The 21,095-nt window shown below is 59.0% G+C and carries 17 protein-coding genes; 10 read left to right on the forward strand and 7 right to left on the reverse strand.

Features of this window, described 5'->3' with window-relative positions; genetic code table 11:
- From V7787_RS08260 to V7787_RS08270, 3 genes are read left to right on the forward strand one after another with little or no spacing between them, the layout of a single operon-like run.
- Entirely contained in the window at window positions 1–216 is a 216-nt protein-coding gene (locus V7787_RS08260) for a hypothetical protein (RefSeq protein ID WP_336087101.1), read from the forward strand.
- Window positions 203–2,416, forward strand: a complete 2,214-nt coding sequence (locus tag V7787_RS08265) for a phage tail protein (protein WP_336087103.1) — start codon at window positions 203–205, stop codon at window positions 2,414–2,416. The genes V7787_RS08260 and V7787_RS08265 overlap by 14 nt, the downstream gene beginning before the upstream one ends.
- Window position 2,417: 1 nt before the next feature.
- Window positions 2,418–2,858, forward strand: a complete 441-nt coding sequence (locus V7787_RS08270) for a hypothetical protein (RefSeq protein WP_336087106.1) — start codon at window positions 2,418–2,420, stop codon at window positions 2,856–2,858.
- Between the two features lie 333 nt (window positions 2,859–3,191).
- Here the strand turns inward: V7787_RS08270 and chrA are convergent, their stop codons facing one another.
- Together chrA and V7787_RS08280 are read right to left on the reverse strand one after the other, a co-directional pair.
- Window positions 3,192–4,592: a chromate efflux transporter gene (chrA, locus tag V7787_RS08275; protein WP_336087108.1), complete on the reverse strand. Its 1,401-nt coding sequence runs from the start codon at window positions 4,590–4,592 to the stop codon at window positions 3,192–3,194.
- Between the two features lie 456 nt (window positions 4,593–5,048).
- Window positions 5,049–5,279 (reverse strand): hypothetical protein, encoded by a 231-nt coding sequence (locus V7787_RS08280; RefSeq protein ID WP_336087110.1) that lies wholly within the window; start codon window positions 5,277–5,279, stop codon window positions 5,049–5,051.
- A 1,673-nt stretch (window positions 5,280–6,952) separates the two neighbouring features.
- Here V7787_RS08280 and V7787_RS08285 point away from each other — a divergent pair.
- Window positions 6,953–7,420, forward strand: a complete 468-nt coding sequence (locus V7787_RS08285; RefSeq protein WP_336087112.1) for a hypothetical protein — start codon at window positions 6,953–6,955, stop codon at window positions 7,418–7,420.
- Between the two features lie 66 nt (window positions 7,421–7,486).
- Here the strand turns inward: V7787_RS08285 and V7787_RS08290 are convergent, their stop codons facing one another.
- Together V7787_RS08290 and V7787_RS08295 are read right to left on the reverse strand one after the other, a co-directional pair.
- The gene (locus V7787_RS08290) at window positions 7,487–7,771 is read right to left on the reverse strand and encodes a DUF6881 domain-containing protein (protein ID WP_336087114.1); all 285 of its coding nucleotides are present in this window, start codon (window positions 7,769–7,771) and stop codon (window positions 7,487–7,489) included.
- A 1-nt stretch (window position 7,772) separates the two neighbouring features.
- Window positions 7,773–12,719, reverse strand: a complete 4,947-nt coding sequence (locus V7787_RS08295; protein WP_336087117.1) for an HYD1 signature containing ADP-ribosyltransferase family protein — start codon at window positions 12,717–12,719, stop codon at window positions 7,773–7,775.
- 843 nt (window positions 12,720–13,562) lie between these two features.
- Here V7787_RS08295 and V7787_RS08300 point away from each other — a divergent pair.
- The 6 genes from V7787_RS08300 to V7787_RS08325 all read left to right on the forward strand — a co-directional run bounded on the left by V7787_RS08300 (window position 13,563) and on the right by V7787_RS08325 (window position 18,149).
- On the forward strand, window positions 13,563–14,303 hold the full coding sequence (locus V7787_RS08300; protein ID WP_336087119.1) for a response regulator transcription factor: 741 nt from the start codon (window positions 13,563–13,565) through the stop codon (window positions 14,301–14,303).
- Between the two features lie 550 nt (window positions 14,304–14,853).
- A complete protein-coding gene (locus V7787_RS08305; RefSeq protein ID WP_336087120.1) occupies window positions 14,854–15,255 on the forward strand; it encodes a hypothetical protein in 402 nt (133 codons plus the stop codon).
- 143 nt (window positions 15,256–15,398) lie between these two features.
- Window positions 15,399–15,929, forward strand: coding sequence for a hypothetical protein (locus tag V7787_RS08310; protein ID WP_336087121.1), 531 nt, complete (start codon window positions 15,399–15,401; stop codon window positions 15,927–15,929).
- A gap of 211 nt (window positions 15,930–16,140) precedes the next feature.
- Window positions 16,141–16,698, forward strand: coding sequence for a hypothetical protein (locus tag V7787_RS08315; protein ID WP_336087122.1), 558 nt, complete (start codon window positions 16,141–16,143; stop codon window positions 16,696–16,698).
- 73 nt (window positions 16,699–16,771) lie between these two features.
- On the forward strand, window positions 16,772–17,554 hold the full coding sequence (locus tag V7787_RS08320) for a hypothetical protein (protein ID WP_336087123.1): 783 nt from the start codon (window positions 16,772–16,774) through the stop codon (window positions 17,552–17,554).
- A gap of 91 nt (window positions 17,555–17,645) precedes the next feature.
- Window positions 17,646–18,149 carry a hypothetical protein gene (locus tag V7787_RS08325; RefSeq protein ID WP_336087124.1) on the forward strand — a complete coding sequence of 168 codons (504 nt, stop codon included), beginning with the start codon at window positions 17,646–17,648 and terminating at the stop codon, window positions 18,147–18,149.
- Window positions 18,150–18,740: 591 nt separating this feature from the next.
- On the opposite strand, the gene V7787_RS08330 is transcribed toward V7787_RS08325, so the two are convergent.
- From V7787_RS08330 to V7787_RS08340, 3 genes are read right to left on the reverse strand one after another with little or no spacing between them, the layout of a single operon-like run.
- The gene (locus tag V7787_RS08330; protein ID WP_336087125.1) at window positions 18,741–19,187 is read right to left on the reverse strand and encodes a LacI family transcriptional regulator; all 447 of its coding nucleotides are present in this window, start codon (window positions 19,185–19,187) and stop codon (window positions 18,741–18,743) included.
- Window positions 19,184–20,530 carry a recombinase family protein gene (locus tag V7787_RS08335; protein ID WP_336087126.1) on the reverse strand — a complete coding sequence of 449 codons (1,347 nt, stop codon included), beginning with the start codon at window positions 20,528–20,530 and terminating at the stop codon, window positions 19,184–19,186. Before V7787_RS08335 ends, V7787_RS08330 begins: the two co-directional genes overlap by 4 nt.
- Entirely contained in the window at window positions 20,527–21,006 is a 480-nt protein-coding gene (locus V7787_RS08340; RefSeq protein WP_336087127.1) for a DUF2924 domain-containing protein, read from the reverse strand. Before V7787_RS08340 ends, V7787_RS08335 begins: the two co-directional genes overlap by 4 nt.
- Between the last annotated feature and the right edge of the window lie 89 nt (window positions 21,007–21,095).

Consider the following 21,095-nt stretch of genomic DNA (forward strand, 5'->3'; position numbering starts at 1 on the left):
GTGACCTTGGATCACGTGCGCCGAACGCCGGGCTTCGGGGTGCGCGAAGGCTTCTGCGCGCAGGGTGGCCGACGGTGGTTCGCTTACTACGGCCTGGACTGGGGCGCGTTCGTCCGCGACGGCATCGAAGCTGAGGTTCTGGAAGCCACCGGCGACGCCTTGGGCGCGCGCGTGGTCGCGTTCGCGCGAGCGGAGGCGGCGGGTGGGCAGCCGTAAGAAGCAGACGGTCGGACACCGCTACCTGTTCGGCCTGCACATGGGACTGTCGCGCGGCCCGTTGGACGAGATTGTAGAAATTCGCGTCGGTGATCGCGAAGTCTGGAAAGGCTCGATCACCAAGTCCGGGCGCATCTTCATCAACAAGCCGGACCTGTTTGGCGGCGACAAAGGCGAGGGCGGAATCAAGGGCACGCTTGACGTACTGATGGGTGAGCTCTCCCAGGCGGTGCTGCCTGCACTGGCGGCGCTACACGGCGCGATCGGTCCGGCGTTCCGGGGCGTGACCACGCAGTACTTCGACGGCCAGATCGCGGCGAACAACCCGTACCCCAAGCCGTGGAAGGAACGCGTGCGGCGCGCGCTGGCGGGTTGGGACGGTGCGGTCTGGTATCCCGAGAAGGCGGTCGTGTGGCTGGCGAACGGCGCAGTGCGTGCGATGAACCCGGCCCACATACTGGTCGAGTGCCTGACCAACCGTGATTGGGGGCGTGGCCTGAACCGCGGGCTGTTGGATGACGCCAGCTACCGCCGCGCTGCGGATGCGCTGCATGCCGAAGGTTTCGGTCTGTGCCTGCGCTGGAATCGCCAGTCCTCGATCGCCGACTTCATGCAGGTGGTTATCGACCATATCGGCGGATCGCAGTACGTCGACCGATCTACCGGCCGGGTAACGCTCAAGCTGATCCGCGACGACTACCGAATCGAAGACCTGCCGCTATTCGACTACGACAGCGGCCTGTTGAGCATCGAAGAAGATGAGGTCGCTGCGCCCGACGGCGCGGTCAATCAGGTCATCGTGACTTGGTACGACCCGACCACCGACGAAGAGCGGCAGATCCGGGTGCAGGATCTTGCCGGCATTCAAGCGACCGGCGGCGTCGCGTCCAGCACCGTCGACTACAAGGGGCTGCCCACCGCCGATCTGGCGGCACGGGTCGGCATGCGAGACCTGACCATCGCTTGCTCCGGTTTGAAGAAGCTGAAGCTGCGCTTTGATCGCCGCGGTGGCACCTTGGCGCCGGGCAGCGTGTTCTGCATCCGCGATACGCTGCGCGGGATCGAGAGGCTCGTTCTGCGTACCGGCAGCTTTGATGACGGCAGGCTGGCCGATGGCACGATCACGGTCGCTGCCGTGCAGGATGTGTTCGGTCTGCCGGCGACGGTGTACTTGGAGCCGCAACACCCGGTTTGGACGCCACCGGATCGCAATCCGCAGCCGTCGCCTAACCGGCGCTTGATCGAGGCCAGTTACCGCGACCTAGCTACTACGTTGAATGCCGCCACGCTGACGGCGTTGCCGGCAGACGCGGGCGCAGTGGCCAGTGTGGTGGATCAGCCGGCCGGCCTGGCTTTGAACTATGTCCTGACCACGCGCATCGGCAACGGCGAGTACGGCGAGGTGGCGATTGGGGATTGGTGTCCGACCGCGACGATTGTCGATGTAATGTCTGCAACGACCCTAGCGGTGCAGATGACGGCCGGCCAGCGGCTGGACCAAGTGGCAGCGGGTACGGCGGCGCTGATCGAGGAGGAGGTTGTGCGCGTCGTTGCGATAGATGCCCAGGCGCAGACCGTCACGCTGGCGCGTGGCTGCGTGGATACCGTGCCGGCGCCGCACGCGGCGGGAGCGCGCATCTGGTTCTACGACGATTACGCCGCGGCCGACCCGAGCGACTACAGCCTGGGCGAGACGGTTCAGGCCAAGCTGCTGACCCGCACCTCCAGCGCGCAGCTTGATCCTTCGCTGGCGCCGATCGATTCAATCAAGCTGGCCCAGCGACAAGCGCGACCCTATGCGCCGGGCGACCTGAAGCTGGGCGGCCGGCGCTACCCGGCAGCGGTCGAAGGCGACCTAGTCGTCGCCTGGGCGCATCGTGATCGCAAGCTGCAAGCCGACCAGCTGGTCGACCACGGCGAGGGATCGATCGGTCCCGAGCCAGGCACAGCGTATGTGCTGCGGCTGCTTGATGCGATTGCCGGCACGGCGCTGGACAGCCCGGCCGCCATCGCGGGCACGAACTACACCTCGCCACTCAAGGGCGTGCATCGAGTGCGCTGCGAGTTGGAATCGACCCGCGATGGTCTGACGAGCTGGCAGAAAGCTAGCCACACCTTCGATTTTAAGAACGGACTGCTGCAGACGGAGACCAGCGATGGGCTGGTGACTGAGGACAATGACTATATGGTGATCGAATGACATGGCGAATCTAAAGATCACGCAGCTGCCGGCGGCCACTGCGTTGACCGGTGATGAAATCGTACCTGTCGTGCAAGCCGGACAGACGCGACGAGCCACTGCTGCTGCGGTGGCCGGACTGCATAGAGGTATCTGGCAGGCGCCCGCCTTCAATGCGCCTTGGAGCAACTATGGCAGCGGATACACCCTTGCTGGCTTTCGTCGGAATGGCGATCGGGTGGAGCTGCGCGGACTGATCAAGGGTGGTGGTGGCGGCACGGTGGCATTCGTATTGCCGATTGGATTTCGGCCCACGACCCAGCACCTTTTTTCGGTTGTTTGCGACACACTCAGCGCCACCAGGGTAGACGTTAAAGTCAATGGTGATGTGCAGGTCACGCTGCCATCTAGTGGGGTGGTTGGATTCTTGTCGCTGGATGGACTTTCATTCTCTATGGAATAAATCCTCGATGCTCCGTTTGGCTCATGCAACAAGGCAGTCAATCGGTGCCGTCGCTTGAGGGTCACGAAGGTGGTGGCTGACCTTTCGCGCTTGATGACGCAGGCCGGATCGCTCGGCCCTGCGGAAGCTCAGCACTCCGTCAGAGCGCTGGGTTGCAATTATTGTTCGAAGCTGCTTCGTGGCTAAACATGTGCTGGGATGCTCTGGGAACGTCGTCGATCACGCAGATCTCCAGAGCACAGAAGGCTCGATGTGGATCAGGAATAGATTGATCGAAAGTAGCAGAACCCAACTATGTCCATCTCGTTTGCGCAGACATTGTTGCAGCTTGGGCTACAGGCCGTTTCGGACCCACCAATAGGCAGCGCCCACGAGTGAACTGCCGAGTAAAGTCCAGCCCAAACCCAACTTAAACCGTAGCATCGCGACCATGGTTGCTGCGGCAAGTATCGCCGCGCCGGGTTCGATTGAGCCCCATACGGGCAGTTCCAACAAGAATGGTCCGAATGGATGCTGCACCAAATCCTTGAACGCCGTGTGTAGGGTGAACCAGACCGCGAGATTGAGCACTACACCAACCACCGCTGCGGTGACCGCTGAGAGCGCCGCGTGTAAGCTTCGATTTCGGCGGAGCGCTTCGATATAGGGGGCGCCGACAAAAATGAAGAGGAAGCTGGGTACGAACGTTACCCATGTAGTCATTGCGGCGCCCAGCAGCGCGGCTACTAGCGGGTCTAGTGTCCCAGGATGGCGATACGCAGCAACGAAGCCGACAAACTGCAAGACCATGATCAAAGGGCCGGGCGTAGTCTCGGCGAGTGCCAGGCCATCGATCATCTCGCCGGGCCGTAGCCACCCGAAATCTCCAACCGCGCGTTGTGCCACGTACGCCAGTACAGCGTAGGCACCACCAAACGTCACCACGGCGGTCTGGCTGAAGAACATGCCTTCTTTCGCCACAACATGCTCGGTTCCAAGCCACCATATCGCCAGTGTTATGGGTGTGAACCAGGCCATGACGCATATCAGCGTAGCCAACACGCTTCGCCTCAACGATGGCTGGATATGCGTTGCATCCCTGTTGGCCAACTGGCGATCCACGACATACCGCATATCGCTTTCTTCTGTGGTGGTCTGCGCGGCGGGAAGCCATTCCGGAAACCATTTTCCGACCAACAATCCGGTGAGGGCAGCACCTACAACGATCCAGGGGAATGGAACATGCAGCGCGTAAATGATGACGAACGCGAACGCGGCGACAACGATGAGAAAGCGTGTCTTCAATGCGCGCTTGCCGATTCGCAGCACGGCCTCAACCACCACAGCTAGAATCGCTGCTTTTAAGCCGAAGAACAGCGCTGAAATTACCGGCAGGGAGCCAAAACTGACATAGAGCCAGCTAAGCACTCCGAGCACGACGGCACCGGGCAGAACAAACAAGATGCCGGCAACGATTCCACCCCAAGTGCGGTGCAATAGCCAACCGACGTACACCGCAAGCTGCTGGGCTTCGGGGCCGGGTAGCAACATGCAATAGTTGAGTGCGTGCAGAAACCGCGATTCGCTGATCCAGCGGCGCTGCTCCACCAGTTCGCGGTGCATCAGGGCGATTTGTCCTGCGGGGCCGCCAAAACCGAGGAGTCCGATCTTGGCCCAGACACGCAGAGCCTCAGCAAAGCTAATGCTCAATTCCCCAGGCGCAATGTCGGATTTTTGATCCATCGGCTGAGTCATTAGTTTTTCCTTGGTCACCTCGTCGGCGGGCTACGCGATCATAAGGTCAGAGTGAGCGTTCTTAAGTCGTATCTCTCGTTATATAGACATGGCTATCACGAACGAACTGGCCAAGCCGAAGCCGCTTGGTGGCTCGGCCTACTAAGAGCGGGCTTTTGCCGAGCATTCCCGCATATACTGGTCTGGCGGTCGGCGCCGTACTGCCGCCATTGGAGAGGCAGCCTCGCTTCCGCACGGATCGTTTAGCAATCCATCCGACTCATTCCTATTTGTCTCTGTCAGTCGGTAGCCCACATCGTGCGGCGCCACTAGTTCGTCGCGCAACAGGCCGCGCATGACCCCAGTCCGCGCGTTCCCTGGCAGATTGTCAGGGTAAGGGCCGCGCGTCCATCGGCCTCGACCGCAAGAAAGATTAAGGCAAGCTAGTTCTCGGCGAGCTCTGTCACGATCTTCTCCTTAGTCAGCCAGAACTTCGCGGATGGCGCGCTGGATGTTCACCTCGCCCTTGGCGATGGCCATGATCAGATCATCGGGCAGGATCTCGATGGCGTGGATGGCGCGGCGCTCAATCTCGCGCCGAATCAGTTCTGGCCAGTTTCCGATGGTATCGAGCTTCTCGAGTGCGAGGCGATTGTTGCGCTTCATGCCGTTGAGGTAGTCCTTCAATTGCTGCGTCTTGTGGTGCATGGCAGGCCTCCGTGGCCGTCGTTGGGTGACGGCATGAACGCTTCCCACGCGGAGGAATCCAAGTGTTTTCGCCGATAAAGAATGGTCGTTCTCCATCGCGTACAGGTGTCGGACACGTTCGTGCAGAGGGCATCGAAGGAGCCGCAAGCACACGATTAATTGTCGTCACGGCGACAATTAATTCGTCGCCAAAGAAACCGGCCAATTGGCCGGTTTCATTTGAGTTTGAGCAATGGTCATCGGCGCGCAGAGTCAGGTAGGCCAATTGGTCGATCTGCGGTGGTGCGGACTCCACCGCGCTAGGTGTGAACCTAAAAAATGCAAACCTAGGTTGCAGGTCGGACGCTAGCGGGGTTTTGCGGCATGGCCCCACGCTTTACCTAAGCTGAAGGAAGGGCCCTGATCTTACTTCGTAGAGAGCAAAAGCTTTGAGTGCCAAACGGAACGCGGCATTAAAGAGGCTTCTGGCGAGAAGGTCGCGCATTCCAAGAGACTGTGGCTTTCGGGATTACTTCTTGGGGGTCTGTATTCGCGGCCAAAGCTTTCAAGCGAATCGAGGTGTACTGGCCATCTCCCAGTAGGTCGAGTTGACCGCTGGGATTCTTCAAGATCGCGTCCCTGTCGAGGAATGCCTCTTCTCCGACCCGTGGTGGCCGTAGTTCGCTACAGAGTCGGGCCGAGAGCTTTAACTTGCTGGTTCCGCTCATACACCAAGGGTGGCCCGGGACAAGCCTGCTAACCATTGCTGTGTCGAGCAGGATCACGACCGCGTTGTCATCGGCAGACTCACACTTTCCTATCGCGATATCGAAATTTGCGTGCATAGCGGCCTCAACGTAGGACAAGGGTGAGAGTGCTGTCGAGTCGTGCCGCTTGCATAAGGCTTCTCAGGCGGGCTTCGACCAGCGATAAGCTGGTTAAGCGCGGGGACGCGCGAAGTGAGTAGATGGGCATCCGGCACCCTTGAACTACGCGACTGTTGCGCTGAACTGAGATGTTGCTGGAGCCGCATGCTTGCATCCAGATGAGCCGAAGTGCGTCGGGTCCAATCGTTTGATAAGACGGCAGGGTGAATTGAAACCATTCCACATGGTGTTCCATGTCTGGACCTTGTGGCTATAGAGGCAAACGAGTATGCGCCTAATACAGGAGCTGGTTCGTCATCTTCAAAAATAAAAGAATGGCTAAAGACTCGATTAAGGCGTACGGTGCATAAGCTGCCAGATGTTCGCTGGATTAGCACCGTGGCCAATCGCTTGTGAGCCGCTAAGACTGTCCCAACGTAAGCTCTAGACAGGGCTTTCGTTTCCGTTCGTAGTTGCAGGCCCGGATAAACCATCACAACCGTCACAACGGCGACTTCGATTCGTGGTTCTCGTTTTTGGTCCGTGGCTCCAGGTCGGGATACACCGTCACCATCGTCACGACTGTCACACTATAGGCTCGAGACGGCACCTTCGCTTTTCGTTCGTAGTTCCAGGTCTGGATACACCATCACAACCGTCACGACCATCACAACGGCTGCTTCGATTCTTGGTTCTCGTTTCCGTTCGTAGTTCCAGGTCGAGATATACCGTCACCACCATCACCACCGTCACCGAATCACTTTAGCGCTTGAGCTCCCGCCGGCCTGGCCACATCGTGTTCGTCGGATCATGAGGACAGGCTGCGAAATGAAGAACACGATGCGCAATCGGAAACGGCGAACGGCGCGTCGACCTGCCGCCAAAGCTGGTGTGCGCGACATGCTGGAGACCAAGCTACTTAAGATCTGCGCCGACATCGGCTGGATCTGCGGCTGGCGGGAGGAGCGGATGGTCGTCGCCCCCGTCGCACGGTGTTCGTCGCGTCATCGGGTCATGCTCGGCCACACGCTGGCGGCAGACGCGAAGGCGCAAGAGGGCGAGGTGTTCAGGCCCGTCGAGGTCGCGTTTGTGTCGAGCGGACGAACCGCCTACGCCCCAGCCGAGCCAGCAACCGAAGCGAGTGGCTTCGCTGACATCGCCATCGACTTGCAGGATGAGCTGGCGAGGCTGAGGCACATGGGCATCAGTGCCAGCCAAGTGGTTGATGCGCTCGGCAGCGTGAGGGTGCGCTCGATTGCCCGGCAACTCTGGGAGCGGCGGCGAACACTTCTGTAGCTGCCTTACAAAAAAGAAAGGCCCCGTTGCCGGGGCCTTTATGCTACGGATTACTACTGACGTAACTTAGGGTTGGCGTTCAGTGGCCTTCTCCCATGTCGTCTCAAACTCGCTCGCGCTGAGCGGTAGGACAGTGAACTGCGCGTCTTTAGCTATTTCTTCTGCTTCCGGAAGCGGGCTCTCACTTAGCGTCGTGCCCATAGTTGAGCTCTGTTCTGAAGCAAAGCCGAGGCGGCCGTCAGCGAAGATCTCAATCTTTCGTAATTCATAGCGCTCGTTGTCGAGTTCGCTCAATAGAAGAACAGGTTCCATCGCAATATTGTGATGCCACTGGACTTTTAGGTAGGTCACGTTAGTTGCTCCCAGTTCGAATAACTCGCTGACTGATATCTAGTGCTTCCTCTCCCGGGATCACAAAAACATTGTCGCGCCCCTTAACCACGTTCAATCCCGTGACATCTATTTCTACAAAATTGGTGAATCTTTTGCCTTGAAACGGATTTCCTACAAAGCAGCGAGATAACTGAGCACATGTCATGGCCCCTGGTGGTACGTCCGATAAATACTGCCCGTTGCCATATCTGGCGTCTTTCGGATTCAACGCCTTCAGAGATGGTAGAAGCGACTTGGAGGCAGCAATCGCGCTGATATTTTCCTCGGTGGAGTAGTGAAAAAGAGTCCTCGTTTTGTCTGCGGCATACTCGCATACTTCGCCGGCTATTTTTTTTGCGCCGGTCCCGGCGGGACCATAAACAAGCTGAGTCCCACCTACGGCTTCCGCAACGAAAACTGTTGCAGATCTCACCGTTAGGGGGTTCACAACGGCCGTTGAAAGATAGCCCAGCTCCCACAGAGCAGCCGCACCCACGATGGCTGCACTGGCCGCCATTACATACCCTGGCCCGCTGCTCTTTGGCGTCTCCCACCAAACCTTATGCCCACCATTATTGCCAGAAAACGGTGATTCCAAGCCCAGCGGATCAGTTAGGTGCAAGGGTCGGCCGGCGACGTATCCGTAGGTTGAAATGCCGCCGCCCAATCCGATTGGGTCGCTTTGAATGTAGCGTCCAGAGGCCGGATCGTAGTCGCGGAAGTAGTTGTAGCTCAAGCCCGTGTTAGGGTCGTAACGCTGCCCCGGGAATCGCATGTTGAACACGAAGGGCGTGCCGTCCAAATCTGTGTCTTGATTCGGCGGGCTATTGCCGAACACTTCGCTCTTCGCATCCCAAGTCCAGACCGCGACATTACGCACCGGATCGATAACCGCGCGCGGCGTACCCAAATGATCCGGCTGCACATAGTTCAACGACGGATTCGTGCCGGCGCCGATCAATAGGCCCACCGGCGCAGTACCCATCCAGATCGCTTGCTGGATCGCGGCGCCCGTGCTGTCGTAGTCGCCGATCCACTGCCCGCTTTCGTCGTACAGCGTGTACGTCGTGACCGGGCCGGTGTCGGCATTGATCGCGGCCACGCGTTCGCCGATGGCGTTGTAGCGGTAACCCATCTTGACCACGCCGCCCAGCTTGACCTGCTTCATGCGGTCGTTGGCGTTGTAGACGAACTCCTTCGCTGTACCGCCGATGCTGGTGGTGTTGCCGACGGCGTCGTAGCCGCGGCTGACCGCGCCGACATTGCTTAAGCGATGGCTGGTGCTCGGGTAGTTGTAGGTGTCGGTGATTCCGGCGCGCAGCAGGCCGGTGCGGTTGCCGGTCTTGTCGTAGCCGTAGGTTTCCAGCGCGGTATTGCTCGGGCCGTCGCGGGTGACCGTCAGGCGGCCCAGCGGGTCGTAGTCGTACTTGGCTTGGGTTGCGGTGTTCTGGCCGTTCTTCAGTTCGACTAGCTCGCCCACGGTGTTGTAGCCGTAACCCAGCGACAGGCCGCCGCTGGCGGGGTCGAACACGGTCTTCGGGCGGTAGTCGAGGTCGTAGCTGCGGCTGAGCGTGCGGCCGTTGCCGTAGGTCCAGGCGGTGACCGGGCCGAACGGTTCGTAGGTGGCGTTGTTCAACAGCACGGTGCGGGCCAGGCCGGGCGGTTTGACGCCGATTTCCTGGATCCGCCGCTGGCTATCGCGCACGTAATCGACCACGGTGCCGTTGGGATAGGTCATCGTCCGCAAGTCACCGGCGACGGTGTAGCCATAGCGCAGCAGGAAGCTCTTGCCGGCGACGATCTGCACCTTGCGCACGATCTGGCCGAAGCGGTCGTAGCAGTACTTCAGCTCGGTGCCATCGGCGCGCATCGCGGTAACGCGACCCACGGCGAAGGTTTCGCCCGCCGCGCATTCAGCGTTGACGGTGTCGTAGTCGTACTCGACATCGGCCGGGCCGGTGGCGCTGTAGAAGATCGCCTTTAGCCGGTTAAGTGCGTCGTACGTGTAACGATGCGCGGCGGGGTCGTTGGCGTCCTTCTTGGTCGCCAGCAGGCCGGCGCTGTAGGTGTAGTCGGTGACACCGGTGTCCGGGCTGGTCAGCTTGGTGAGTTCGCCGAACCCGTTGTAGTTGTACACGGTGTCGAGGCGCTTGGGGTCCTTGACCTTGGTGATCTGGTCGAAGGCGTTGTACTCCAGATTGGTCTCGGCTTTCAGCCTCTCGGCATCCTGCAACACGGTCCTCAGGCGATTGAGCGGGTCATAGGCGCGATCGGTCTTGCGTAGCAGCGCGTCGGTCACGCGGTCGGGATTGCCGCTCTTGTCGTATCGGAAACCGGTGGGGTTCTGCGAGGCGTCCTTGACCGCTTCCATTTGCCCCAAGGTATTGAACACCCGAGACAGCGTGCGCTTGAGCGTCCCATTCGCCGTCTTGATGTCCTCCTGCTTGGGGTTGCCCGCTTCGTCCAGCGTGTAGCTGAGCGTATTGCCGGCGTTGTCCGTGATCTTGGTCAGGCGTTCGGCGGCGTCGTAGACAAAGCTGGTGGACACGTTGCCCGGCAGGGTGACCTTCTTCACCAAGCCCGTCGGCCAGTGCTCGACCCGGGTGATGCGGTCGTCGGTCTCCCCGGCATTGTCGTCGCCACGCACCTTGCTCGCGGTCAGCCAGCCGCGCGGGTGATATTCGTAGTCGGTCACGACTCCGTTGGCGTCCCGCACCGAAAGGGGCGTCCCGAAGGGGCTGTAGCTCAGTATCTCGGTGGTACCGCCCAGTGCATCCACGCGCAGGCGTAGGTCGCCTTTACGGTAAGGGCATGCGCCGCCCGGAACCGAGCACGTCGATGCGTCGCTGGTGTAATACCCGAAGGTCGTAACATCATTGACGTCGGTACGCGGACCGTCGCTGGACTTGACCGCACCGACCGTGGCGCAGGCCGTGCCCGGAGCGGACAGGTCGCTGTCCTCGCAGTAGCTCAGTGTGGCCACCCGCTGCTCGGCGGTTTTCGGGTCCTTACGGGTTACTGTCAACAATTGCTGCCGACTGTTGTATGTAAAGTCAGTCTGCTGCACCAGCGTGCCGGAGGCGTCCTTCACTTCTTCCCGTTTGGGCCGTGAGGTTCCAGCATCGAACGTGGTGATGGCTGTGCGCTCCAGCACGTTGTTGAGGGAGGTCTGCACCGTGGAAGAGGTATCGCCATACTTCGTGACGACGGTTAGACCCGCGTTGTTGGACTCGGTAACGGTATCGTCGTAGTCCGTATAGGTCGTGGTGGTGGTCAGTCCGCCGATGGTCTCCTCGCGTACCGGCCGACGACGCGTGGTCGATTCGAAGTTCGTGACCTCTGTTCTACCGCCCGGGAAGGTCACCGTGGTCTGGGTCGGCGTGTAGGCGTAGCCGTGTTTGGCTGGGCCGTTCACCGAGCCAATCAGACGGCTGAAGTCATCATAGCGGTACTCACGCAGGTGATCTCCGCTCTCCAGGATGGAGGTCAGCAGGGAGGTGCCGGCTTTGTAGCCATACTTGAACAGTTCGCCGCTGTCGTCAGCGACGCGCTCCAGCAAGCCGTCGGTCGAGTGCTGGTACGTGATCAGGCGCCCGTCCGGCATAACGGCGGCCGAGACCTTATGCGTGCGTTTAAGATCGGTGTACTCGTAGACGTATTGGATAGCGCGGCCTCGGTGCTCCGCACGCGCGAGGCGGTCCAAATGGTCGTAGCGTAGAGCAACGGTCTCGCTGCCGTTGTAGGTGATCTGAACGGGCTTGGCGGTGTTCTTCGGAGTCGGTGGACGGAAGTCGATCGACAGACCTGGAAACTCGACCCGGATCATTCGTGCCCCGCCCGGGGTGTAATACAGCCTCATCCCTGTGGAGCGATTGTCCCGGCTGCGATACATTTCCGTGCTACCGTCACGGCCAGCGGATACGGTCAGATTGGTTTGCTTTCCGTCGGGCGTGGTCAGGATGTAGTCGTAGCCGTCCTCGGACCTCATCAGTAAGTATTCATACGGCCCTCGCCAGCCGAGCCCGTAGCTGCCGCCCGAGTCGGTCGAGTTATACGTGCGGGTAAGGCCAAGGGGGCCGTGCCCAGCCGCGTCGGTCGCCGTCTCATGCTTGGAACCGCGGGCGATGTCGCAAGGGTTGCCCTTGAGCGGGCCGCAGTGATTGGGCTGTCCGACCAACTTAGCGGTGCGCAGGCTTCGAACGGACCATTGAAGATGGCTAAAGTTGCCATCGTTGTTGGGAGGGCCGCTGCGATCGACCTCTATGCTCTGGGGTAGGCCGACAAAAAGGGGCGGGTCCTTGAAAAAGAGGCCGTCCCGGTTCTCGACATTGTCGTGATTGGTGATGCGCTGCTTTGAGAATTCCGCGTCGCTGAAGACCGTCGCTCTGTCTAGCCTGCATTCCTTATCATTACGCTCGAACGCCGTGATTTTGTTGCTTCTTCTTTGGGAGTCGTACGGATCATCTCCCAGTGCATCCCATGCTCCCAGTTCTATGATGGGCGCGCATGCATAGTTGTACTCCCCCCACCAGAACGTGAGGTAGTGCTTGTAAGCGACCTCAGCCTCAGCCTCGGTCCTAAACCACGCCCAACCGCGTTCCCATTGGCCAATTTCGTTTTTCTTCAGTACAGAGACCTGGTACTGGTGGTCCCCCGGATATGTTTGAAAGCGGCTTCCTTTGTACTTGTATTCCGCACGGTCCGTTTCTCCGATATAGGAGACCTCGCGCAACGTGTCGTTCGTGGGAGACGACGCCCAAAGGTATTGCTCGGCCGCGCCTCGGCTGGTGAACTCTTTCGCTTCCAAGACATTGTTCGATGAGTCGTAGACGGTCAGATTCCATTTCCATGACACGACGTCTGCCAGAGACGGGCTGGACCAGGCCGCGCAAAGACTAAGTGCGAGCGCAAATCCTTTCGTTTTCATGAAGTCTCCTTCAGGGTGTTCATTTGGTGCGTGCTCGTGAGAACGGATGGCCACCGATGGTTCGGCGGCGAGACGATGAGAAGAAGTCAGGGAGCCATGACTAATAGCTGGAGCTATCCACGGGGGATGAGTGCGTGGAAGGCCGGCGATGACGTTCCCGTAATAACGAGATGAGAGCCGGTTTCGGGCTCGGTGTTTGACCAGTCCCGGAATGTCACGGGCGGCGCTGATGCGATTAGTGGCAAGTCCATTTGTACTGCTCCTTGGCTCGATCTTTATAGCGAACGAGCGTCGCCTCTGATGCGACACCCGGCTAGTGGGATACCGGGTTGCGCGGCGAGTATCGCATCGAAATTGATCACGTCAACTTGGGGGCTTGAAGCGCCATGGCGTACCGGTGGTGCGAGCAGTGTCTGTGCTTTGGTTCATGAAATTAATGTTGCTCATGCGGAGGACCAGAGTAGATGCGTGTGCTGCGACGCGTGGGCCGAATCGAAGCGAACAACGGTTTCGGTATTGCCCTTGCTGGTCGTGATACGGACTTCGGTGGTCAAGCCTGCATCCAGGTGCAATAGCCGCGCATGGGCGGACGCCGCGGCGACAGCGACTTCCCGGTCGATAAAGCACGCGGGATGTTCAACATCGTCTATTGAAATGTGCCATGAGGACGGCCGCCGAGGGACAACTTCGAAAATCACCGTGCGATTCGAAAGGGGGCTCACGACATAAGCTCGAAAGGTTGATGTCGGCACGACGGTATCAGCGCGGCCGGCCAGTTTCTGTAGGATTTCCCTGATTCTTCGTGGACATATGTCTACGCATATATAAGCGCGCGTCCACACAATGTCGCTCTACGGCCACGTTCGCATCGGCGGTGCGCACTTTCAAAATGATTATGTTGCAAATGACGAGATGAACGCGGCTAAGTCGCCTCCCTGGACGAGGTGGTCGAGGGAGCCGATGATTCGAGTTTTTGTCGTGGACGACCATCCGCTGGTGCGCGTTGGATTGCGGTGGCTGCTGGAATCTCAAGCCGACATTCGTGTCATCGGCGAAGCGGCCACCGTGGACAATGCGAGGAATGCGATTCCGACCGCTGCGCCTGACGTGGTGCTGTGCGATTACCAGCTTCCGGATGGCAGTGGGCTCGAACTGACCAGACAACTGCTGAAGCACGACCCAGCAATGAAGATTTTGATGGTGTCGATGGTCGACGGCGGGCCGGTGCCGCGCAGGCTGCTGGCGGCCGGGGCGTTGGGCTACGTCTCCAAGGCGCGCGACGGCGCGGTTGTGGTGCGTGCCGTGCGCGAGGTCGCGCAGGGTCGTCGCTTTTTGGATGACGCTCTAGGTGGACACCTTCTGTTTGATTCCTCGCCCTTCGAGCGGCTTAGCGCTCGCGAGTTGGAGGTGGCGATGCTGATGATCCAAGGCCAACGCAACGGCGACATCGCCGAGGCGTTGGGCATCTCGGGTTCGACGGTGAGGACGCTGCGCGCGCGGTTGCTGGCCAAGCTGGAGGTCCGCAGTGAGGCCGCGTTGACGCGGATCGCCTTGGAGTACGGGCTGGTGCGAGGGCCGGCCTAGCGGTTGGAATCGCCAACGGTGGGCAATATCCAAATCCAACTTCAAATCGAGCCCCTTTCAAATCCACCTTGTTTTTGGCGCTTTGCGCACACAAGCGTTTGGTCTCAGGACCAACCGACCGGAGAAAAACGGGGTGGAGAGAGAGGGAGGTGGGTGGATTCGTCCATTTTTACCGAGAGCCAAAACCAAACGCCCCTCGCAAAGGCCCGCCAGTAACGGGGCTTGCAGAGGGGCGTGCGGACAGCGGAGAGAGTTTTCCGCTGAAAGCTGGCGCGCCTGACGGGCGTGTGTCCAACTCGGTTTGATGTACGCGCGTGGTGTACTGAGGGTCGGGTGTCTGAGGCGCTTTCTGAGCCGCGCCGACATCGACGTCATCCAGTTCTGTTGATCCTTCGGCTAATTGTTCTGCGCCTTGTAAAACACGCCTAGATCGACCGGTGGAGGTGAGTTTACTCACGATTGCGGCCACTGGAGCACAGTAGTATGTGGAGGCAGCGTACGGCCGGATTCCTCCAACGTTCGCCTCAACAGCCAATAGGTGGTGACCGAAATGACGATCAGCGTTTCTGGAAGAATTGATTCACGCCTAGAACGCCAGACAGTGGCGTTGTCGGAGGAGCTTCGAGGGATCGTTGACGACTGGGCATCCCGTGGATTCACGATGCTCCCAGGGCCTGCGATTCAACGTATGTGCGAAGCGTGTTTGAGGGCGATGGACGAAACCTACGAAGAGACAATTCGGATGTTTCGGGAGGAAAGTGAGGCGGTGTCGGGAGAGGAGCTCTGGCTACTTGGACTTGAAGCTCAAGCCTTTCTGACGGGACGCCTATTGTCTATCTCTGTCGCGCCTTCATCTTATGCCGGGTCTGATGAAGTGGAGTGTCAAGAGCTTGTGCAAATGAAGGACTTTCTATTAGGAGAGGCTCGTCAGATACTCGTATCAGTTAAATGACTGATTGGCTTGCATCCTTCGTGACTGTCTCAGGTGGTGAGACGGAATTGTGCGAGGTTTAAGTTGCGCTGAGGTATGAGAGCTGCTGCACTCGTTGAGTGCGATGGCCTTGCAGCATCTGACTTCTTTGGGGCGATCATCTTATGAATCGGGAAGATCGGTATAAGCTATACGAAAAGCTCTATTTTTACGAGCTGGATCGGCGCGAAAAGATAAGTGCCAGGCTGACTCTTCCATTCGGCGCCATTCTCGCAGCGGTTGGATTGCTCTCTTTTTTGCTCAACTCTAAGTCGCGACCTGCTGACAATGACTTGAGTGTCTTGTTTTGGTTGTTGCTGGTTGCCTCTTCGGTCGCGCTACTGGTGGGGGCTTGGTTCTTTCGAGGTGCTTGGTTCGGACATACGGACAAGTTGATTGCGACGGCTAATGATATCGAGGCATATCACGCTGAACTTGAAGCGACCTACAAGGAGGAAGCTGATGGAGGCGAAAGCCTTGTAAGAGAGCATTTTGATAACTACGTGTTCTTTGCCTTTGTTAGATCTGCATCGGTGAATGCAGTGAACAACGATCGACGCTCCTACAATTTGTATCGTGCAAGTCTAAGTCTGACGATCGCTGTCCTTCTGGCGCTCGCAGCAGCCATTCCTTTCTATCTCGGTAGCACTCCTTAAGAGGAATTCCGCATGACTGAGCCGAAAGCTCCCCCGCCTCCCCCGCCACCGCCACCGGAGCGCAACGTTAGAGGTGATGTTCCGCGACCGCAGCAGCCATCGTCGCCACCGCCACGTCGTTAGCGGCAAGAGGTCCCTTTTATGGCCGGCTTTTGGCCGGCCACATTGGTAAGGCTGTGCCGCGCGACGCGGCTGGTGAATAGGGGGATAGATGGAAGACTATAAAACCACGCCTGGATTCGATGGTCTTGTCAGTCTTCTCAATGCTCCGAACAGGCGCGCGGCGAAAAAAATTTGCCGGGATCTGGCTGTTGAGCACGAAGATCTGTTTCGTTTCATCATCGCTGGGCAGCATGGCTTACTGGAGCCTTACCGATATGCCTGCCATTTTGCCTTCTATACACCCCCTGGGCTTGAACTGAGTCAGGAGGACCATGCGGCGCTCACTGCGCATACTTCAGGCCCATTCACTGGTAAGGCTAAGCGAACGGTAAACATACTGTTTCAAATACTGAAGGACAGGCGCCAGTTTGCGGCACACCTCTTCTATTTGCCTAGCTATGAATTCTGGACTTTGCTCTACTTCGATCAGCGCGATAGGGCTGAGGAGGGAAACCACTGGTCAGTTGGTGGTCCTCATATCCACTACTCGTGCGAAGCTTTTACTACCGACAACCTCCATGAGATGTGGGGGAAAATATGTCAGTTGAAGCCTGCTCCGCCTAACTCCGAACACATTCGCTTCCGAGGTGAAGAAAATGGTGCCTAACGGATTCTCTCGAAGACGTTTGCTTTAGGTGCATAATCATGATCAGGCTGGCTACGAGGCGCGGGGGGGCGCTATGAGGATCGAAACCCGAGGGCCGGAAATCGGGACCTGCAACATCTGTGGGCAGCGAGCCAAGCTTTCAGCAGACCACATACCGCCGAAAGGGGTTCCAAGGGTCGGACAAGCCTTTTTAACCGACTTGATAACACACCTGAATGTTAATAAGGACAAAGTCAATCGACGCTACTTCCAACGCGGCGTCCACTATCGCTCGATCTGCGCTGCGTGCAACAACCAACTGTTGGGTGGAACCTATGATCCCGAGTTGGTGCGGCTCACTGCCGAGATTGATCGGGCTTTTCACCGACAGTTGTATGCTCCGATCGCGGTAACCGCGAAGGCGGGCAGAGTCGCTCGCTCAGCGATTGGGCACCTTTTGGCCAACGGACTCAATCGACACCGCGAGGGAAAGGTCGACGCGCAACTGACCGACTTCGTCCTCGACAAAGACGCTGCATTCCCTGACGAGCTGAGGATGTACTACTGGCTTTATCCAGACAATCGACAGATAGTCATACAAGGCGCCGGTACCATGACGTTAGGTCGCGGTGTCGGAATTTCGTTCTTCAAGCTCATCAAGTTTTATCCGATCGCCTTCATGATCACTGTGGGTGACGTCAACGACCGTGACTTTCGATTTCCCAGCCTGCATGGGGTTCTGGAAGCGGGCGGCGATCCGGAATGTCGTTTCGAGTTCGACTTGACGTCGATACCGAATGTCCGCTGGCCGGAGCACCCGCGTTCAGACGATGCAATTCTGTACACCCAAGGCGCGACGATCGCAACTCCGAGCTAGCCTCGATTGCCCCTTGCTGTCGTAAGCTTGCAGTTAGAAACTTGTCCAAAGCAGAGCCTTTGGTCTGACGTTACGCCCCGGAGGAGGCTTCGTGGACATCACAACGATCGTCGATGAAGTTGTTGAGCAAGTGAGAACGATCAAGCACGAATCCGGCTGCCTTGTTGGCATCGATGGTTTTGACGGCTCAGGTAAAACGACGCTTGCGTTTGAACTTGCACGGCAAATGGATGGAATTCGTGTTGGTCTTGATAGCTATGTAGAGAAGGACAGGGACGCGGACAGCTATGTTGGACTGTTGCGCTTAGATCATCTTAAGCGAGACCTCGAAAATCTTTGTGCCCGTTTCTCGGTTGTGGTGGTAGATGGCGTTTGCCTGCTAGAAGCACTAGCTGTCATAGGGGCATCAGTGGATCTGCACATTTATGTGAAAAAGTATTCTCCCCAAGGTCTCTGGCACCCTGGGTTTCATCTGGAAGACTATTTGGCCGGCCAGCCTGCAGGCTCTTGGCTTGAGCGCTCCGTATATGGCTACCATGATTCGTACGCCCCCCATGATAGAGCTGCGGTCCACTACCACTGGTCTGATGCTTAAAAGTTCATCCAGGCCGAAGCTGCTTCGTCACTCAGCTTTATTCAGTTTTTGGGTCTCACACAGACTATCGGGAGTGTTTATGAGCAAGCCAGTTATTCCAAACATGCGGATGTGGCCTCGCAACCTTAGCACTGCACTAGGTGGCGGTTTGTCTACGGCTCAATACGGCGGCATGTCCACTGCGCAATACGGTGGTGCCTCAACAGCGCAATATGGCGGCATGTCAACGTCTCAGTATGGTGGCATGTCTACCTCTCAGTATGGCGGATTGTCAACATCGCAGTATGGTGGCCTGTCCACATCTCAATATGGAGGTCTGTCGACCTCCCAGTACGGTGGCCTATCTACCTCACAATACGGGGGGCTTTCCACTTCGCAAGGCGGAGGTATGTCGACTTCGTCTAACAATGTGTATAAGAGCAACATTCCACCTTGGCCTGTATTCGTCCGCGAGTTGGAGGCCCGAGGCTATCAGCAACAAGCCAATCTGATTCGCAGATACTTGCCCGAGCCTCTTTGGCCTGAGAACTTCTTCCATCAGTAGATCTAGCGATTTGTTCAAGCTGAAATCACTTCGCGACTGGCGCTAGATCAAGTTTCCGCGTTACAGAACGCTTGGAGCGCGTTGAGTTGATGGCGCCAGTCCACTAATGGATTAATGGCGATGCTGTTGAGAAAGGTGGTATTAGGTAGAGTGTCATCCAAGATCGCTTCTACAATCTCCGGCGCCAGCGTCGTCAGGTTCAGCACCCGCGCGACGTAGCTGACGTCGGTGCGTTCGCGCCGGGCGATGTCGCTCAAGCTTGCGGCCTCGCCTTCCTCCAGCATCGCCAGCCAGCGGTGCGCCCGCATCAGCGCGACCTGCAATGGTGTCTTCTGCTTGTCCCAGGGGCGACTGGCGTCCGGGGCGGCCTGCATCTGCACCAGCCGCCTTCCACTTCTGCGCTTGAGCCGGATAGGCACGACTAGAGCGACACTTCCGTCGCTGACATCGCGCTTCTCGGCGTCTCCGATGATTTCCAAGTTCGGCCGGCTCATGCGGCTACTTCCGTTGGAGCATGGATCTCGTCCGCCGTGGCGCGAACCCCTGCCGCTCGCAGTCGGACCTCCAGCGTGTCGGTGCTAACGACGACCTTCTCGACCAGCCGGTGTAGCAGGCGAGTCTGCTCTGCCGGCACCAGCAGATCCCAAAGCTTGTCGACCTGCGCCATCGCGACCGTCACCATGGCTTCGTCCAGTTTCGGGTTGCGCGCGATTTCGGTCTTGATCAGGTCCGCCAGCAACGTCGGCATCGTCATGACATGACGCAACTGCTGTACGACGGCAGCCTCCAATTCGGCCGCCGGAAACCGGAGCGCGTCCTGCCCCTTGGCGCCTTCGTGCAGCGCGCGTGTACTCAGGTAGTACCGATAGGTTCGGCCGTTCTTTTTGGTCGTATGCCATGGCGTCAGCGCGCGGCCGTCCGTGGCGACGACAAGGCCACGCAACGGAAAGGCGACCTTACCGGCCTCGACCCGCTCGCGCGGTGACACCGGCGTAGACAGCCGCGCCTGCACCCGGTCCCACAGGTCGCCGTCGACGACGGCGGGGTGTGCGCCAGGAAACCACTGGTCGTGGTGCCGCAGTTCGCCGAGGTAGGTCCGGTTCGCCAACATCTTATAAAGGAGCGACTTGTCGATGGACTTGCCGGTGATCTTGCGGCCGTTTCGGGTCGTCCAGACCTTCGAGGTCGCGCCGCGCGCTCTTAGCTCGCGCAGCAGAGTCACGGCGGAACCGTGCTCAGCGAAGTGCTCGAAGATGACGCGAACCAGCGCGGCTTCGGTCTCGTTGACTGCAAGCCGGCGCTTTTTAAGGTCGTAGCCCAACGGCGGCACGCCGTGCATCCACAAACCCTTCTTCTTGCTCGCGATCATCTTGTCGCGCGCGCGGTCGGCATCGAGTTCGCGGTCGAACTGGCCGAACGACAGCAGCACGTTTAGCATCAGCCGGCCGATAGAGTCGGTCGTGTTGAACTGCTGGGTCACCGAGACGAACTCGACGTTGTGCTCGGCCAGCACGTCCCACAGCTTGTGGAAGTCGCGCAAGCTGCGCGACAACCGGTCGATCTTGTACGTCACGATGATGTCGATCTTGCCGGCGCGCACGTCGGCCATCAGGCGTTGGAGCGCGGGCCGGTTCAAGGTCGCCGCTGAGTAGCCGGGGTCGTCGTAGTCGTCGGCGACCGGAATCCAGCCTTCGCCCCGCCGGCTGGCGATAAACGCTTGGCCGGCGTCGCGCTGGGCATCGATGCTGTTGTACTCGCGTTCCAGTCCTTCCTCGGTGGACTTGCGGGTGTAGACCGCGCAGCGCAGGCGGCGCGGTGTGGTTTGCGGGGTGCTCACTTGGACTCCTTCTTATTAGGGGTGCGCAGGCCGAAGAACGCCGGCCCCGACCAGCGCGTGCCGGTGATGGCGCGGGCGACCGCCGACAGGCTGGCGTAGCGCTGACCGCGATACTCGACGCCGCCGTCCTGCGCGACCGCGACCCGGTGCAGTTCGCCGTTGTGCTCGCGCGTCAGCACGGTGCCCGGCATCGGAGCGGTTTTGCGGGCGCGCGGCGGAATCTCGCCAGACTCGACCAGCGCGCGGATGCGCCGCTGGTTCCGGTCCAAGCGGGCGCGGTCGTGATGGCGGTACTCGATCTCTTGCAGCCGGGTCGCGATGCGGCGTTCGACAAAGCGCCGGTGCTTCACTGCCGGCTCGGCGTGGTAGAGACGTTGATGCTCGGCCTTCAACTCGGGCCACGACATCTCGGGCAGGCGCGCTAATTGCGCCAGTAACGAGGCGGACGGTTGGAACGTAGTCGTGATCTTCGACATGCGGTTTGACTCGCGTGGACGGGTTGACATGTACGCTCGGGTCGGCCCGAAAGCCAACCCAACCGCGTCCATTTATCGGCAGAAAGACG

It is taken from the genome of Pseudomonas sp. CGJS7, from assembly GCF_036961695.1.

Bases quoted from the DNA above. Each gene is read 5' to 3' on its own strand.
- V7787_RS08270 (WP_336087106.1), top strand. From the start codon at position 2,418: ATGGCGAATCTAAAGATCACGCAGCTGCCGGCGGCCACTGCGTTGACC.
- chrA (WP_336087108.1), bottom strand. From the start codon at position 4,592: ATGACTCAGCCGATGGATCAAAAATCCGACATTGCGCCTGGGGAATTG.
- V7787_RS08280 (WP_336087110.1), bottom strand. From the start codon at position 5,279: ATGCACCACAAGACGCAGCAATTGAAGGACTACCTCAACGGCATGAAG.
- V7787_RS08285 (WP_336087112.1), top strand. From the start codon at position 6,953: ATGAAGAACACGATGCGCAATCGGAAACGGCGAACGGCGCGTCGACCT.
- V7787_RS08295 (WP_336087117.1), bottom strand. From the start codon at position 12,719: ATGAAAACGAAAGGATTTGCGCTCGCACTTAGTCTTTGCGCGGCCTGG.
- V7787_RS08300 (WP_336087119.1), top strand. From the start codon at position 13,563: ATGTCGCTCTACGGCCACGTTCGCATCGGCGGTGCGCACTTTCAAAAT.
- V7787_RS08305 (WP_336087120.1), top strand. From the start codon at position 14,854: ATGACGATCAGCGTTTCTGGAAGAATTGATTCACGCCTAGAACGCCAG.
- V7787_RS08310 (WP_336087121.1), top strand. From the start codon at position 15,399: ATGAATCGGGAAGATCGGTATAAGCTATACGAAAAGCTCTATTTTTAC.
- V7787_RS08315 (WP_336087122.1), top strand. From the start codon at position 16,141: ATGGAAGACTATAAAACCACGCCTGGATTCGATGGTCTTGTCAGTCTT.
- V7787_RS08320 (WP_336087123.1), top strand. From the start codon at position 16,772: ATGAGGATCGAAACCCGAGGGCCGGAAATCGGGACCTGCAACATCTGT.
- V7787_RS08330 (WP_336087125.1), bottom strand. From the start codon at position 19,187: ATGAGCCGGCCGAACTTGGAAATCATCGGAGACGCCGAGAAGCGCGAT.
- V7787_RS08340 (WP_336087127.1), bottom strand. From the start codon at position 21,006: ATGTCGAAGATCACGACTACGTTCCAACCGTCCGCCTCGTTACTGGCG.